Source organism: Bradyrhizobium sp. AUGA SZCCT0222 (genome assembly GCF_018130205.1).
In the GTDB taxonomy this organism is placed as follows: domain Bacteria; phylum Pseudomonadota; class Alphaproteobacteria; order Rhizobiales; family Xanthobacteraceae; genus Bradyrhizobium.
Map to the genome: position 1 here is coordinate 1 of NZ_JAFCLX010000073.1, position 14,569 is coordinate 14,569.

Consider the following 14,569-nt stretch of genomic DNA (forward strand, 5'->3'; position numbering starts at 1 on the left):
CCCGTCAACACCTGGAAGGACAAGGCCGAGTTCGACAAGACCGCGCGTGCGCTGGTCGGCATGTTCCAGAAGAACTTTGCCAAGTTCGAAGCCCAGGTCGATGCCGACGTCCGCGCTGCTGCACCCGAGGTGAAGCTCGCGGCGGAGTGACCGCCAAGTGTCCGGGCTGGCTATTAAAAATGGCCGTGAGAATGGAATCGAAATGCGCTATTTGGCGCGGCCGATTTTGCCCCTCAGCAGCATGATCGCCAATTGTCCGGCGCCAATCCCGCCGATGCCGCCCGCCACCTTCACGGCTGCATCAAGCAGACGGCCGTGGCGATCCGGCGTCAGCAGTTGCAAGATCTCCAACGCCACTGCGCCTCCGACAACGATCGTGACAACAAAAACCACGCGGTTGGGGTAAGCGAGGGCAAGCGCAAGGCCCAGCAAGGCGAAGGCCGCGAAATGCTCAATCAGGCCTTCGGCAAGCACGGGGCGGGCGTGGATCGGCGACAGCGTTGCGAAGGCGATGAATGCCAGCGCCAGCCAGCCCACAATCATGCATAATTTTTGAATGGTCGAGATAATCTGATCCCGTCAATAATTGTTGAGAAAACCCAGGGCGTGGAGATCATCCAACCCGTCCAGGCGCCGGTTGTGGGCGCCTCGTGCAATAATCACAGCAGCAATAAAAAAGCGAACCCAAGGCAAAACCAGGTCATGTACCGGAACTTACCCTCCAACAGCGCCGAAGCAAGTCAATTGAACTTGAAGGCTAAACTCCCTCTTGTTGATCCGAAACCGCGCATTTGCGAGAGTCGCGTTTCTACCGGATTGGAGTGACGGCGATGCCCTTGTGGACTTGCGAGCAATGCGGTGCGCAGTTTCCGGACAGCGTCGCGCCGCCGGCGGCGTGCCCGATTTGCGAGGACGAACGGCAGTACGTGAACTGGAAGGGCCAGCAATGGCTTTCGCGCGACGCACTGGCGGAGCGCCACAAGATCGTCTGGCGCGATGATCTCGGTATTCCCGGGATCGCTCTCGATCCGGGCTTCGCGATCGGACAGCGCGCGCTGCTCATTCCCGAGCCCGACGGCTGCGTGATGTGGGATTGCGTGCCCCTGGCTACATCAGAGGCGGTAGACCATGTCCGGTCGCTCGGCGGCCTGAAGGCGATTGCGGTTTCGCACCCGCATTATTACGGCGCGGTCGCCGACTGGAGCGAGGCCTTTGGCGGCGTTCCGATCTATCTGCATGGCGACGATCGCCAATGGGTCACGCGGCCGCACGCCGCGATCGTGCCGTGGGCCGGCGACAGCCGTCAGATTTCCGATGACATCGTTCTCATCCGCACCGGCGGTCATTTCGCCGGCGGCACGATCCTGCATTGGCGTGCGGGTGCGCAGCGGCGAGGCGCGCTGCTCACCGGTGATGTTGCCATGGTGGCGATGGACCGCCGTTCACTGAGCTTCATGTACAGCTTCCCGAACTACATCCCCTTGAATGCGAAATCGGTTCAAGGCGTCGCGCGCGCGGTCGCGCCGTTGGCGTTCGACCGCATCTATGGCGCGTGGTGGGGCAAGAACATCGAGGCGGGCGCAAAGGCCGCATTCGATGCTTCGGTCCGGCGCTATCTGGCCGCGATTGCGGATTAGACCGGCCGAGGGCAGGAACCCGCCGGCCTTCGAACCTTGCCACTCCAGATAGTATCGCTATATCAGGGCTTTCCCACCCATGCTTGATCTCGTGAGCCCCTGATGACCACCACGACTGCCCCCGAATCCCAGCCGTTCCAGGCCGAGGTCGCCGAACTCCTGCATCTGATGGTGCACTCGGTTTATTCGGAAACCGATATTTTCCTGCGTGAACTGATTTCGAACGCGTCCGACGCCTGCGACAAGCTGCGCTATGAGGCGATCGCCGCACCCGAACTGATCACCGATGGTGCGCCGCCCGCGATCCGCATCGTGCCGAACAAGGCGGCGAACACGCTTGCCGTGGTCGACAGCGGCATCGGCATGGACCGGCAGGAATTGATCGACAATCTCGGCACCATCGCGCGCTCCGGCACCAAGTCGTTTCTGTCGCGCCTGACCGAGGCCAAGGATGGCGCCAACCTGATCGGCCAGTTCGGCGTCGGCTTCTATGCCGCCTTCATGGTCGCCGAGCGCATCGTCGTCACCAGCCGCCGCGCCGGCTCGGACGAGGTCTGGACCTGGTCGTCCTCGGGCGGCAGCGGATTTGAGATCGCGCCCGCGAGCGAGGAGGACGCCGCGCGCATTACGCGCGGCACCGAGATCGTGCTGCATCTGAAAGAGAACGCGCAGAAATATCTCGAGACCTACGAGATCGAGCGCATCGTCCGCGCCTATTCCGACAACATCCAGTTTCCGATTGAGCTGGTGCCGGAGGAAGGCGAGCCGCGCCAGATCAATTCGGCCAGCGCACTGTGGCAGCGGCCGAAATCGGAACTGACGCCTGACGATTACAAGGGCGCCTATCAATCGATCGCCGGCGCGTTCGACGAGCCCGCGATGACCTTGCATTACCGCGCCGAGGGCCGCCAGTCCTATGCGGTGCTGCTGTTCGCACCGTCGACAAAACCGTTCGACCTGTTCGACCAGGCGCGCAAGGGCAAGGTGAAGCTCTATGTCCGCCGCGTCTTCATTGCCGACGATGCTGATTTACTGCCGGCTTATCTGCGCTTCATCCGCGGCGTGATCGACAGCGAGGATCTGCCGCTCAATATTTCCCGCGAGATGCTGCAGAACAACCCGCAGCTGGCGCAGATCCGCAAGGCCGTCACCAGCCGCGTCGTCACCGAGCTGGAAAACCTCGGCGACAGGGAGCCGGAGGCATTCGCGAAAATCTGGGATTCGTTCGGGCCCGTAATCAAGGAAGGCATCTGGGAAGATTTCGAGCGGCGCGAAAAGCTGCTGGGCCTGTCGCGCTTCACCACGACATCGGGCGAGAAGCGTTCGCTCAAGCAGTACGTCGAAAACCTGAAATCGAACCAGACCGAGATCTATTACCTCACCGGCGACAGCATCGAGCGGCTGAAGTCGAACCCAAAACTCGAATCCGCCACAGCCCGCGGCATCGAGGTGTTGCTGCTGACCGATCCGGTCGATGCGTTCTGGACTTCGGCGCCGCTCGATTTCGGCGGCAAGCCGCTGAAATCGTTGAGCCAGGGCGATATCGATTTCGGTCTGATCCCGCTGCTGGACGACAAGGCGGACGACAAAAAGGAAGAGAGCACTACGGATGAGGCCGCGACCATCGCCGTCATCAAGGACACGCTCGGGGAACGCGTCTCCGACGTGCGGGCGTCGCAGCGGCTGACGTCGAGCGCATCCTGCCTGGTGGCCGGCGGCGACGGCCGCGACCGCCAGCTCGAACGGTTGCTGGCGATGCAGAACCAGGGCTCGGTGACCAAGCCGATCCTCGAGATCAATCTGCGTCATCCATTGGTGGCGGCGATTGCCGGGGCCAAGGACGCAGCCGCGGATCTGTCGTTCCTGCTGCTGGAGCAGGCTCAGATCCTCGATGGCGAATTGCCGGAGGACCCGGCGGCGTTTGCGAGCAGGCTCAACCAGTTGGTGCTACGGGGCGTCAAACTGTAGCAGGGGCGAACCCGAATTTGGGTTACCCCGTATCTGTTAGACAGCTTCGGAAAACGGGGTAACTTGCATCGCAATGACCACGCCCGACGGCACCGACATCTTCTACGGCGGCATTCCGGTCTTTCGCGGCTTCACCAGCCTGATGGATCCGGCGCTGTATTCGCCGTTACCGGATGATTGGACCGTCGGCGTCGCCGACATCGTGGAATCGACCAAGGCGATCGCCAACCAGCGCTACAAGGCGGTCAACATGGCGGGCGCCGCTGTCATCGCCGCCGTGACCAATGCGCTGGATGGACGCGAGTTTCCGTTCGTGTTCGGCGGCGATGGTGCCAGCTTTGCCGTAGCGCCCGCCGATCTCGGCCGCGCGCGCGAGGCGCTGGCGGCGACAGCGACCTGGGTCAGCGAAGGCCTTGATCTTGCAATGCGGGTGGCGCTGGTGCCGGTGAAAGCAATCCGTGCGCAGGGCCTCGACATCAGGGTCGCGCGTTTCGGGCCGTCGCCCAATCTATCCTATGCGATGTTTTCCGGCGGCGGTCTCGGCTGGGCGGACGCGGCGATGAAGCGCGGCGAATTCGCGGTCCCCGCGGCGCCAGCGGGCGAGCAGCCGGATTTGTCCGGCCTGTCGTGCCGGTTCGAGGAGATTCCGTCCGCACGCGGCCTCATTCTTTCGGTGCTGGTGGTGCCGGCAAAGGGCGCCGATCCGCGCGCATTCCGCAACGCGATCGAAGACATCATCGATCTCGTCGAACGCAGCCCTGATGCCGGGCGGCCGGTGCCTTCAAGCGGCCCCGATATCCGCTTTCCGCCGGCGGGCATCGAATACGAGGCGCGTGCCGCGCGCGGCGGGTCGTTGTTGCGGCGGCGCGGTTCCGCGTTGGCCATCGCGCTGTGGGCCTATGTTGTGTTGCGCTTCGGCATCAAGGTCGGCAATTTCGTGCCGAAGACCTACATGCAGCAGGTGGTAGAGAATTCCGACTTCCGCAAATACGACGATGGATTGCGGATGATCCTCGACTGCACGCCGGAGCTCGAACAGGCGCTGGCGCAACGGCTGGCAAAGGCGGCCTCAAACGGTGTCGTGCGCTATGGCTTGCACCGCCAGGACGCGGCGATGATGACCTGCTTCACGCCGTCGGTGATGCGCAGCGACCACGTTCACTTCATCGATGGCGCACGCGGCGGCTATGCTTCGGCGGCGACCGCGTTGAAGGCGATGGCGGCTTGAGCTTCTCGCCGCCGCATAGCGCCGGCTGGATGCTCATTTGCCCCAGCGCGTGAAGCGAATGAACAGCATTGTAGAGAGGCCGTATACGACCATCGCGGCGCCGACGAGCGCGAACAAGGTCCAGGCCGGTGCGCCCGATGACGCCAGCCACCAGCCGCCGAGGCCGACCAGCAGCAGCCGGATGGTGCCGGCCATGACCGGGCCGCCGACCTTTGCCGCGCCCTGCGAGGCGAAGTAGAGGGCGAGGCCGGTGCCGAAGAAGCCGAAAGCCGGGCCGGCCCAGGCAAAGTAAGAAGAGGCAGCAGCCGTCACGCCGGGATCGCTGGTGAACAGCGAGATCCAGAGCGTCGGCTTGATCGCGACGACCAGGCCGATCAGGCCGACGGTCAGGCCTGCCGCGGCGGCCGCGGTCCAGGCCACCCGGCGCGCCCGCGCCACAAGGCCAGCGCCAACAGCCATGCCGACCATCGGCACCGAGGCGATGCCGAACGCAAATGCAAGCGGGACCAGCAGGAATTCCAGACGCGAACCCATGCCGTAACCGGCCAGCGTCTCCGTGCCGAGGCCCGCCACGATTTTGGTGAAGATCAGGATGGTCAGGACGGTTTGCAGGGGGGCCAGGCAGGCAATCGCGCCGACCTTGAGGATGTCGACGAACATCTCGCGCTCGAACTGGAAGGCTGTGAAATTCAGCTTCAGCCGGCTGCGGCCGCTGGCGAGGTACCACGCCAGGAATATCGCCCCCAGCGTGAAGGCGGTGAGCTGACCCGCGGCGACCCCGGGCATGCCGAGCTTCGGCAGGCCGAATAATCCAAGACCGAGGCCTCCGCCGACCGAGACCTGGGCGATCGCAACAAAGATCAGCACGATTGATGGGAGGCGCATATCGCCGGTGCCGCGCACCACCGAGGCCAGCGTGTTGACGAGCCAGATCGAAACCGCGCCGGAGAACAGCACGTGGGAATATTGCATGGCTTGTTCGAGCACGCCGCCGCGGCCGCCAAGCAGCGAGTAGAATTGCCGGCCGAGCATCAGCATGACAACGGTGAAGAACAATCCGGCGCAGGTGCCGATCATGGCCGCATGCAGCGCCAGCGTGGCGGCGCGGTCGCGGTTGCCGGCGCCGAGTGCGCGGCTGATGGCGGAGGAAACGCCGCCGCCCATCGCGCCCGCCGACATCATCTGCGTCAGCATCACGAACGGAAACACCAGCGCGATCCCGGCCAGCGGCTCGGTGCCGAGCCGGCCGATATAGGAGGTTTCGGCAACCGCCACCAGCGCGGTGCCGACCATCGCGATCGCGTTGGGGAGTGCGAGCTTCAGCAGCGTCGGCAGGATCGGCGAGATCAACAGGCTGTTGACCGGCGCGGTTGGTGCGGCCGCGGGGCGCAAATCAAGCTGGGCGTCGATCGTCATGCGTCACCGGTTTGTCGGCCAGAAGGCAATATATTATGGCCAACATATTATCGGCACGCGCATGCGCAAGCCACCCCATCGCCGCGCAGGGGTCACCATGGCAGGCCGCATAGGTCGATGATGCCGTCGCGCGGGGCGCGGGTGAAGTCGAACACGAACGGCGCCATCGCCTCGAAACGGATGCGTCCCTCCGGCTGCTCGGCGTAGACCTCGCCGGTGAATTTATGCCACCCGCGGGCCTCGTAGAAGGCGAAATTATGCGGCTCGCAGAACAACAGCGCAAACTTGATCGCTTCGTGGTCGCGCATGGTCTGGATCGCGGCGCCGAGCGCGAGGCCGGCAAGCCCTCGTCCCCGGAAATCCTCGCGGGTCGCAACCCCGCCGATACCGCCGATATCGACCTTGCGCCCGTTCCAGGTGGCGGTGCGGAAATAGATACCGACATGGCAGGCAAGCCCGGGTTTTGCCGATTCCTCTGGCGCCTCGATCAGCACGCGCAAATCAGCGTGGGCCCATTTGACGTGGCCCCAGGACAGTTTCTCGACCACATGCTTCGGCCAGACCGCATTCATCAGCGGTTCGACCCTCGGCCATGATGCGTCCCCGTTCAGGACATCGATCTCGATACTCATTTTTCACCCCGCAATAGCGCATGTCCCGTCATACGCTGGACGCGGAGCATCGTTACCGAAGAAGCCGCCCGCTTTGTCAAATTGCGGTGTTTAAGCGCGATGGAACCTTCTATAAGGGTTCCCGTTACACCACGTCTCCCATCATTTTCGGACATCACCCCATGACCTTCACGCTACCCGATCTTCCCTATGCCCATGACGCCCTTGCCCCCTATATGTCCAAGGAAACGCTGGAATTCCACCACGACAAGCATCACCAGGCTTACGTGACCAACGGAAACAACGCGATCAAGGGGACCGAATTCGAAGGCAAATCCCTCGAGGAGATCGTCAAGGCCTCGTTCGGCAAGAACCCGGCCGTGTTCAACAATGCCGGCCAGCACTACAACCATCTGCATTTCTGGAACTGGATGAAGCCGAATGGCGGCGGCAGCAAGCTGCCCGGCCGTTTGGAAAAGAAGATCACCGAGGATCTCGGCGGGCTCGACAAGTTCAAGACCGACTTCGCCGCCGCCGGCGTCGGCCAGTTCGGCTCCGGCTGGTGCTGGTTGTCGGTCAAGAACGGCAAGCTCGAAATCTCCAAGACCGCGAACGGCGAGAGCCCGCTGGTTCATGGCGCAACCCCGATCCTGGGCTGCGACGTCTGGGAGCACTCCTACTACATCGACTATCGCAACCGCCGCCCGGACTATCTGAAGGCGTTCGTCGATAATCTCGTGAACTGGGAATATGTCGACCAGCTGTTCGGCAAGGCTTCCTGATTGCTTTGTCATTCCGGGGCGATGCGAAGCATCGAACCCGGAATCTCGAGATTCCGGGTTCGCGCTATCGCGCGCCCCGGAATGACATCGAACTAATATCAAGGGGCGGCAGTGCAGAACTGCCGCCCTTATCTCTTTTGCCTCCCATGCCATCCTTGCAGGCGTCGCGGGCTTGCGGCACAAGCGCTGTTGCCGGGTGATTTCGCGATGTGGAAAATGCTGCGATGAGCTATTTGCTGGTCTTCGTCGGTGGCGGCCTTGGCGCCTCGCTGCGCCATTTCATCAATCTCACCTGCGCCCGCTGTATCGGCACCGGATTTCCCTGGGGCACCTTCATCATCAACATATCAGGATCGACCGTGATGGGGCTGATCGCAGGCTATCTCGCCCTCAAGGGTGAGGCCTCGCAGCCGTGGCGGCTGTTCCTGATGACGGGCATACTCGGCGGCTACACGACGTTTTCCGCGTTTTCGCTCGATACCGCCGTGCTCTATGAGCGAGGTGAGCTTGGCCTGGCGGCGGCCTACATCCTCGGCTCGGTCGTGCTCTCGATTGCCGGCCTGTTTGCCGGCCTTGCGCTGGTGCGCCACCTGACCTGAAAAGCGCGTGACAGCCTTGCATGGCCATGCCTGAGAGGCGCATGGATGTTTCGGTTGTTCCGTTTGCGTGAGGCCCCGGCCGGGACTAAGCAGGGTTGGACTTTTCACCTGCAGATCCTTGCCGATTCATTGCATTGTCAGAACCCCCATTGAAAGAACCGGCGCCCGCCGACGAACTTGCGGAGGCCGAAGCGGGCCCGCGACGCAAGCGCAAGCCGGTCGGCTGGTCGATGATCTTCATCGCCGTGCTGGTCGCGGTCAGCGCCACGCTGGTCTATCGCCGCGACGGTATCGACGGCGTGCTCAAGATTCTCACCGATGATCTCTGGCTGTTCGGCGAGATCCTGCCGCGCGTATTGGCCGGCTGCCTGCTCGGCGCGTTCATTACGGAAATCCTGCCGCACGAGAAAGTGTCGCGATCGCTCGGCCCGAACTCCGGCCTGAAGGGATTGCTGATCGGAACGGCGTTCGGCGCCATCCTGCCGGGCGGGCCGTTCACCGCCTATCCAGTGGCGGCGGCGCTGCTCACGGTCGGCGCGGATTTTGGCGCCACCATCGCGATGGTGGTGAGCTGGACGCTGATCGGCTATGGCCGCGCGGTCGCCTGGGAATTGCCGATCCTCGGCACCGATTTCACGCTGTGGCGGATCGTGATCTCGCTGCCGATCCCGATCCTGGCCGGCGCGCTCGGGCGCTTCGTCTATGTGCGGATGTATCCCAAGGGCGAGCCGACATGAAGGGTGAGCCGTCATGAAGGGCGAGCCGTTATGGCGATGAGCGCGCTCATCATCGACATCAGCCTGTGGGGCTCCGTGCTCGTGCTTGGCATCATCGCGTTCCGGCGCGGCCGTGTCGTCGTGGTTTCGGCGGCGCGCGAGGGCGCAATGGATTTCATCAACATCGTGCCGCGGATCGCGCTCGGTGTGATCGGCTCCGGCTACATCGCCGCCGTCATTCCCCCCGAAATCATCACCGGCTGGCTGGGTCCGGATTCCGGCTGGCTCGGTGTGCTCACGGCCGTGATCGCGGGCGGGCTGACGCCGGGAGGCCCGGTGGTCGGCTTTTCCATCGGCGCGGTGGCGCTGAAGGTCGGCGGCGGCTCGCCGCAGGTGATCGCCTATGTCGTCGCCTGGGCGCTGTTCGCCTTCCAGCGGCTGATCCTGTGGGAAATCCCGTTCATGCCGGCGCGTTTCGTCTGGTTCCGCGCCGCGGTATCGGTGCCGTTCCCGTTCCTCGCGGCGGCCTTGGCGATGGCGATCGGGAAGCCGTGAGGCAGGGCACTTCCGTGGACTCAGGTTATGTTATAATATAACATCTTTGCATGTCTCACTCCCATTCCCACGACCATGCGCACCACCACCACAGCCATGGTCACCCCCATCACCACGACCCGTCGACCCCGCATCCGGCGCAGCCGGCGCCGTGGTCGATCCTGCGGATGACGGTGGCGGCGCGGCTCGGCGCGGCGCTGGCGGTCAGCGCATGTCTGTGGGTGGTCGTGCTGGTGGCGATGAGGTGAGCATGGCGGCGCAGACCCAAATCCAGCAAGCTCAGGTCAAATTCAGCAACGTCACGCTCGGCTATGACCGGCATCCGGCGGTGCACCACCTCAACCTCGAGGTCGCCGGGGGTGCGTTGGTCGCGGTGATCGGGCCGAACGGCGCCGGCAAGTCGACGCTGTTTCGCGGTCTCGCCGGCATCCTGAAACCCCTGTCGGGTGCAATCTCGCTGGGCGGGCTCGACAGCAAGGATATCGCCTATCTGCCGCAGACCGCCGACATCGACCGCAGCTTTCCCATTTCGGTGTTCGATTTCGTCGGCACCGGACTGTGGCGCTCCACCGGCTTCTTCGGCGGTATGGGCAAGAAAGAGCGCGAGCGGATTTTGGCGGGGCTTGCCGCCGTCGGTCTCAACGGTTTTGAGAACCGCCCGATCGGCACGCTGTCCGGCGGCCAGATGCAGCGCATGCTGTTCGCCCGCGTGCTGCTGCAGGACGCGCGCCTGATCGTGCTGGACGAGCCGTTCAACGCCATCGACGCCAAAACATCAGCGGACCTGATCGCGCTGGTCAAACGCTGGCATGGCGAAGGCCGCACCGTGCTGGCGGCGCTGCATGACCTCGACATGGTGCGCAACCATTTCCCCGAAACCCTGCTGCTGGCCCGTGGGCCGGTGGCATGGGGCGCGACCGCGCAGGTGCTGACGCCGGATAACCTCTTGGTGGCGATGAAGATGTGCGAAGCCTTCGACGACCGGGCCGCGGCCTGCGCCGCCGATGTGCCCTCGCGGGCGGCCTAGCTCCAATGCTCCATGATGCGCTGATCGCGCCTTTCACCGAATTCGAGTTCATGCGCCGCGCACTCGCCGCCGTGATCGCGCTGTCGCTGGGCGCAGCGCCGATCGGCGTGTTCCTGATGTTGCGGCGGATGAGCCTCGTCGGCGACGCCATGGCGCATGCGATCCTGCCCGGGGCCGCGATCGGCTTTCTGGTCTCCGGTCTCAACCTGTTCGCGATGACGACCGGCGGCCTGATCGCGGGTTTTACGGTCGCGATCCTGGCCGGCGTGGTCGCGCGCACCACCGAGCTGAAGGAAGACGCCTCGCTGGCGACGTTCTATCTGGTGTCACTGGCGCTCGGCGTCACCATCGTCTCCATCAAGGGCACCAATATCGACCTGCTGCACGTGCTGTTCGGCAACATCCTGGCGATGGACGACCAGACCTTGCTGGTGATCGCCTTCAACGCCACCATCACCTTGCTCGTGCTGGCCGTGATCTATCGCCCGCTGGTGATCGAATGCGTCGACCCGGTGTTCCTGCGCACCGTCAGCCGCGCAGGCGCCCCGGCGCATCTGGCGTTTCTGGCGCTGGTCGTGATCAATCTCGTCAACGGTTTTCACGCGCTCGGCACTTTGCTCGGCGTCGGCCTGATGATCCTGCCCGCGGGCATCGCGCGGTTCTGGTCGCGCGACATCACCGGCATGATCTGCATCGCGGTCGCAAGTGCCATGGTGTCGGGCTATGCCGGGCTGGTGCTGTCGTTCCAGACCAAAATTCCGTCAGGCCCCGCGGTCATTCTGGTCGCGGCGGGGATTTATGTGGTGTCCGTCCTGTTCGGCAATGTCAGCGGCCTGGTCCGGCAGCTGTTCCCTGGCCGGCATCTCGAGGCGTAACGATGCAGCGTTTGTTCGGGTTCATGTGTCTGGTGCTGATCGCGACGGTCGTTCCGGCCAGCGCGCAGGAACGCCTCAAGGTCGTCGCCAGCTTCTCCATCCTCGGCGATTTCGTCCGCAATGTCGGCGGCGACCGTGTCAGCGTCACGACGCTGGTCGGTGCGGACGGTGACGCGCATGTCTACTCGCCGACGCCGGCGGATGCGAAAAAGATCGCCGATGCGAAGCTGATTTTCGTCAATGGCCTTGGCTTCGAGGGCTGGCTGCCGCGGCTGCTGAAATCCGCCGGGAGCAAGGTTACCGTCGTGACGGCGACCGCCGGCATCGCGCCGCTCAAGCTCGGCTCGGATGCCGACCCGCACGCCTGGCAATCCGTCGCCAACGCCAAAATCTATGTCGGCAATATAAGCGACGCGCTGGCGGCCGCCGACCCTGCCTCGGCCCAGGGTTTTCGCGCCAATGCGGAGGCTTATCTGGCGAAACTCGACGCCCTCGACCGCGAGGCGCGCGAAGCCGTCGCAAAGATCCCGGCGGGCCGCCGCAAGGTGATTTCGACTCACGGCGCCTTCGGTTATTTCGCCGCCGCCTACGGCGTCGAATTCATTGCACCCGTCGGCGTATCCACGGAGTCCGAGCCCAGCGCCCGCGATATTGCCGGTATTATCACCCAGATCCGGACCGCCAAGATCCCGGCGGTTTTTCTGGAAAATGTCAGCGATCCGCGCCTGATCCGGCGGATATCGGCCGAGACAGGTGCCAAGGTCGGCGGTACCCTCTATTCGGACAGTTTGACGGCCGAAAAGGGCGATGCCCCCACTTACATTGATATGGTCAGGCACAATATAAAGGCCCTGACCAGCGCGCTTGGCGAATAGGGGCAGGGGCCTCCCTGCTGTTGCCGGCGCGCCCGAATTTCCGCCCGGAGCTGCCATGTCTGAACTGACGTCCCAAAAAATTCCCGTGACCGTGCTGACGGGTTATCTCGGCGCCGGCAAAACCACTCTGCTGAATCGAATCCTGTCGGAAAACCACGGTAAGAAATACGCCGTCATCGTCAACGAATTCGGCGAAATCGGCATCGACAACGACCTCATCATCGGCGCCGATGAAGAGGTGTTCGAGATGAACAATGGCTGCGTCTGCTGCACCGTGCGCGGCGACCTCGTGCGCATCCTCGACGGACTGATGAAGCGCAAAGGCAAGTTCGACGCCATCATCGTCGAGACCACCGGTTTGGCCGACCCGGCGCCGGTGGCGCAGACCTTCTTTGTCGACGAGGACGTGCAGAAGAACGCCCGGCTCGACGCGGTCGTCACCGTGGCCGACGCCAAATGGCTGAGCGACCGTTTGAAGGATGCGCCGGAAGCCAAGAACCAGATCGCCTTCGCCGACGTCATCGTGCTCAACAAGACCGACCTCGTTTCCAAAGCCGAACTCGCCGAAGTCGAGGCGCGGATCCGCGGCATCAACCCTTACGCAAAACTGCATCGCACCGAGCGTTGCAAGGTGGCGCTGGCTGATGTGCTGGAGCGCGGCGCGTTCGATCTCGATCGCATTCTCGAGATCGAGCCGGAATTCCTCGATGCCGGCGATGGCCATGATCATCACCATGATCACGATCATCACCACGGCCATGACCATCATCATGATCACAGCCACAGCCATGGCGGGCTGAAGCATTACCATGACGAGGAGATGCAGTCGCTGTCGCTGCGCACGGACAAGCCGCTCGATGCCACCAAGTTCATGCCGTGGCTGCAGAACCTCGTCGCCTCCGAAGGGCAGAAGATCCTGCGCTCCAAGGGCATCCTCGCCTTCAGCGACGATGACGACCGCTACGTGTTCCAGGGCGTGCACATGATGCTCGAGGGCGACCATCAACGTAAGTGGAAGGATGACGAACGGCGCGAAAGCCGGCTTGTCTTTATCGGTCGCGAATTGCCGGAGCAGATGATCCGCGACGGTTTTGAGAGCTGTATCACCACGTGATGAAACAGTTTGATCCGGGCGAAGGCGCCTCCATTGCTTCGATCACCGACAAGGTGCGGCCGCTTGCGGTCGGCATGCCGATATCGTCGGTGTATTTTCTCGGCGAGACCGCGGTCTTCGTCGGCGCTGAGGAGAGTGCGGCGATTGTCGGCGCCGACGGTGAAATTTCGCGTGTCGATATCCACGGCGGCGCGGTGTTGTGCGCGGCATCCGATGGTGCGCGCGTCGTTACCGGCGGCGACGACGGCAAGCTCGTCGCGCTTAACGCCAAAGGCGAGGTCAGCGTGCTGGCGACCGACGCCAAGCGGCGCTGGATCGACAATGTCGCGCTGCATCCCGACGGCGCGGTGGCGTGGTCAGCCGGCAAGACCGCCTATGTCCGCAGCGGCAAGAGTGAAGAGAAAACCTTTGACATGCCCTCGACCGTGGGCGGGCTGGCGTTTGCGCCGAAGGGCCTGCGGCTGGCGGTCGCGCATTACAACGGCGTGACGCTGTGGTTTCCGAACATGGCAGCGAACCCGGAATTTCTGGAATGGGCGGGGTCGCATCTCGGCGTCACGTTCAGTCCCGACAACAAATTCCTGGTCACCACGATGCACGAGCCGGCGCTGCATGGCTGGCGGCTCGCTGACAACAGGCACATGCGCATGAGCGGCTATCCCGGCCGCGTCCGCTCGATCGCCTGGAGCGCCGGTGGCAAGGGGCTCGCAACCTCGGGCGCCGATACCGTGATCATCTGGCCGTTCACCAGCAAGGACGGGCCGATGGGCAAGGAGCCGGCGATGCTGGCGCCGCTGCAGGCGCGTGTCTCGGCGGTCAGCTGTCATCCGAAGCATGATATCCTGGCCGCGGGCTACAGCGACGGTTGCGTGCTGATGGTGCGGATCGAGGACGGCGCGGAGATCCTGGTGCGCCGGAGGGGCAACGCCGCGGTTTCGGCGCTGGCCTGGAGCCCCAAGGGATCGCTGCTCGCCTTCGGCACCGAAGACGGCGACGCCGGCATGGTGGAATTGTAGCTCTTGAGGCGAGGCACGCCGGTTGAAGCGGCCAACTCGCACTATCTCCGTCATCCTGAGGTGCGCGCTCTTGCGCGCCTCGAAGGATGATACGGCCCGTGGCCCATCCTTCGAGGCTCGCCCAGCGGTGCAAGTGCACCGCAAGGCTCG

The 14,569-nt window shown here is 63.7% G+C and carries 16 protein-coding genes; 13 read left to right on the forward strand and 3 right to left on the reverse strand.

The features are described from left to right. Window positions 1-207: 207 nt before the first annotated feature. On the reverse strand, window positions 208-543 hold the full coding sequence (locus JQ629_RS34855) for a VanZ family protein (RefSeq protein ID WP_212416468.1): 336 nt from the start codon (window positions 541-543) through the stop codon (window positions 208-210). A gap of 287 nt (window positions 544-830) precedes the next feature. On the opposite strand from JQ629_RS34855, the gene JQ629_RS34860 reads away from it, so the two are divergent. The 3 genes from JQ629_RS34860 to JQ629_RS34870 all read left to right on the forward strand — a co-directional run bounded on the left by JQ629_RS34860 (window position 831) and on the right by JQ629_RS34870 (window position 4,833). Beyond that, the gene (locus tag JQ629_RS34860) at window positions 831-1,637 is read left to right on the forward strand and encodes an MBL fold metallo-hydrolase (RefSeq protein WP_212416469.1); all 807 of its coding nucleotides are present in this window, start codon (window positions 831-833) and stop codon (window positions 1,635-1,637) included. 99 nt (window positions 1,638-1,736) lie between these two features. Beyond that, a complete protein-coding gene (gene htpG / locus JQ629_RS34865; protein WP_212416492.1) occupies window positions 1,737-3,605 on the forward strand; it encodes a molecular chaperone HtpG in 1,869 nt (622 codons plus the stop codon). 73 nt (window positions 3,606-3,678) lie between these two features. Further along, window positions 3,679-4,833 (forward strand): DUF3095 domain-containing protein, encoded by a 1,155-nt coding sequence (locus tag JQ629_RS34870; RefSeq protein ID WP_212416470.1) that lies wholly within the window; start codon window positions 3,679-3,681, stop codon window positions 4,831-4,833. A 33-nt stretch (window positions 4,834-4,866) separates the two neighbouring features. On the opposite strand, the gene JQ629_RS34875 is transcribed toward JQ629_RS34870, so the two are convergent. After that, window positions 4,867-6,249: an MATE family efflux transporter gene (locus JQ629_RS34875; RefSeq protein WP_212416471.1), complete on the reverse strand. Its 1,383-nt coding sequence runs from the start codon at window positions 6,247-6,249 to the stop codon at window positions 4,867-4,869. 92 nt (window positions 6,250-6,341) lie between these two features. Continuing rightward, window positions 6,342-6,881, reverse strand: coding sequence for a GNAT family N-acetyltransferase (locus JQ629_RS34880; protein WP_212416472.1), 540 nt, complete (start codon window positions 6,879-6,881; stop codon window positions 6,342-6,344). A gap of 161 nt (window positions 6,882-7,042) precedes the next feature. On the opposite strand from JQ629_RS34880, the gene JQ629_RS34885 reads away from it, so the two are divergent. The 10 genes from JQ629_RS34885 (at window position 7,043) to JQ629_RS34930 (ending at window position 14,419) form a co-directional block, all read left to right on the forward strand. Next, complete coding sequence (locus tag JQ629_RS34885; RefSeq protein ID WP_192738198.1) at window positions 7,043-7,642, forward strand: superoxide dismutase; 600 nt, start codon at window positions 7,043-7,045, stop codon at window positions 7,640-7,642. 224 nt (window positions 7,643-7,866) lie between these two features. Then, window positions 7,867-8,241 carry a fluoride efflux transporter CrcB gene (gene crcB, locus JQ629_RS34890; protein WP_212416473.1) on the forward strand — a complete coding sequence of 125 codons (375 nt, stop codon included), beginning with the start codon at window positions 7,867-7,869 and terminating at the stop codon, window positions 8,239-8,241. Between the two features lie 134 nt (window positions 8,242-8,375). Then, window positions 8,376-8,978 carry a permease gene (locus JQ629_RS34895; RefSeq protein ID WP_212416474.1) on the forward strand — a complete coding sequence of 201 codons (603 nt, stop codon included), beginning with the start codon at window positions 8,376-8,378 and terminating at the stop codon, window positions 8,976-8,978. 36 nt (window positions 8,979-9,014) lie between these two features. After that, window positions 9,015-9,512 (forward strand): hypothetical protein, encoded by a 498-nt coding sequence (locus tag JQ629_RS34900; protein WP_211994268.1) that lies wholly within the window; start codon window positions 9,015-9,017, stop codon window positions 9,510-9,512. 50 nt (window positions 9,513-9,562) lie between these two features. Beyond that, entirely contained in the window at window positions 9,563-9,760 is a 198-nt protein-coding gene (locus JQ629_RS34905) for a hypothetical protein (RefSeq protein WP_212270180.1), read from the forward strand. Between the two features lie 2 nt (window positions 9,761-9,762). Beyond that, window positions 9,763-10,539 carry a metal ABC transporter ATP-binding protein gene (locus JQ629_RS34910; RefSeq protein WP_212416475.1) on the forward strand — a complete coding sequence of 259 codons (777 nt, stop codon included), beginning with the start codon at window positions 9,763-9,765 and terminating at the stop codon, window positions 10,537-10,539. 5 nt (window positions 10,540-10,544) lie between these two features. After that, window positions 10,545-11,414, forward strand: coding sequence for a metal ABC transporter permease (locus tag JQ629_RS34915; RefSeq protein ID WP_211994028.1), 870 nt, complete (start codon window positions 10,545-10,547; stop codon window positions 11,412-11,414). Window positions 11,415-11,416: 2 nt separating this feature from the next. Continuing rightward, window positions 11,417-12,289 (forward strand): metal ABC transporter substrate-binding protein, encoded by an 873-nt coding sequence (locus JQ629_RS34920; RefSeq protein WP_212416476.1) that lies wholly within the window; start codon window positions 11,417-11,419, stop codon window positions 12,287-12,289. A gap of 55 nt (window positions 12,290-12,344) precedes the next feature. Continuing rightward, window positions 12,345-13,403 (forward strand): CobW family GTP-binding protein, encoded by a 1,059-nt coding sequence (locus JQ629_RS34925; RefSeq protein ID WP_212211518.1) that lies wholly within the window; start codon window positions 12,345-12,347, stop codon window positions 13,401-13,403. Continuing rightward, window positions 13,403-14,419 (forward strand): WD40 repeat domain-containing protein, encoded by a 1,017-nt coding sequence (locus tag JQ629_RS34930; RefSeq protein WP_212416477.1) that lies wholly within the window; start codon window positions 13,403-13,405, stop codon window positions 14,417-14,419. The genes JQ629_RS34925 and JQ629_RS34930 overlap by 1 nt, the downstream gene beginning before the upstream one ends. Window positions 14,420-14,569 lie beyond the last annotated feature (150 nt).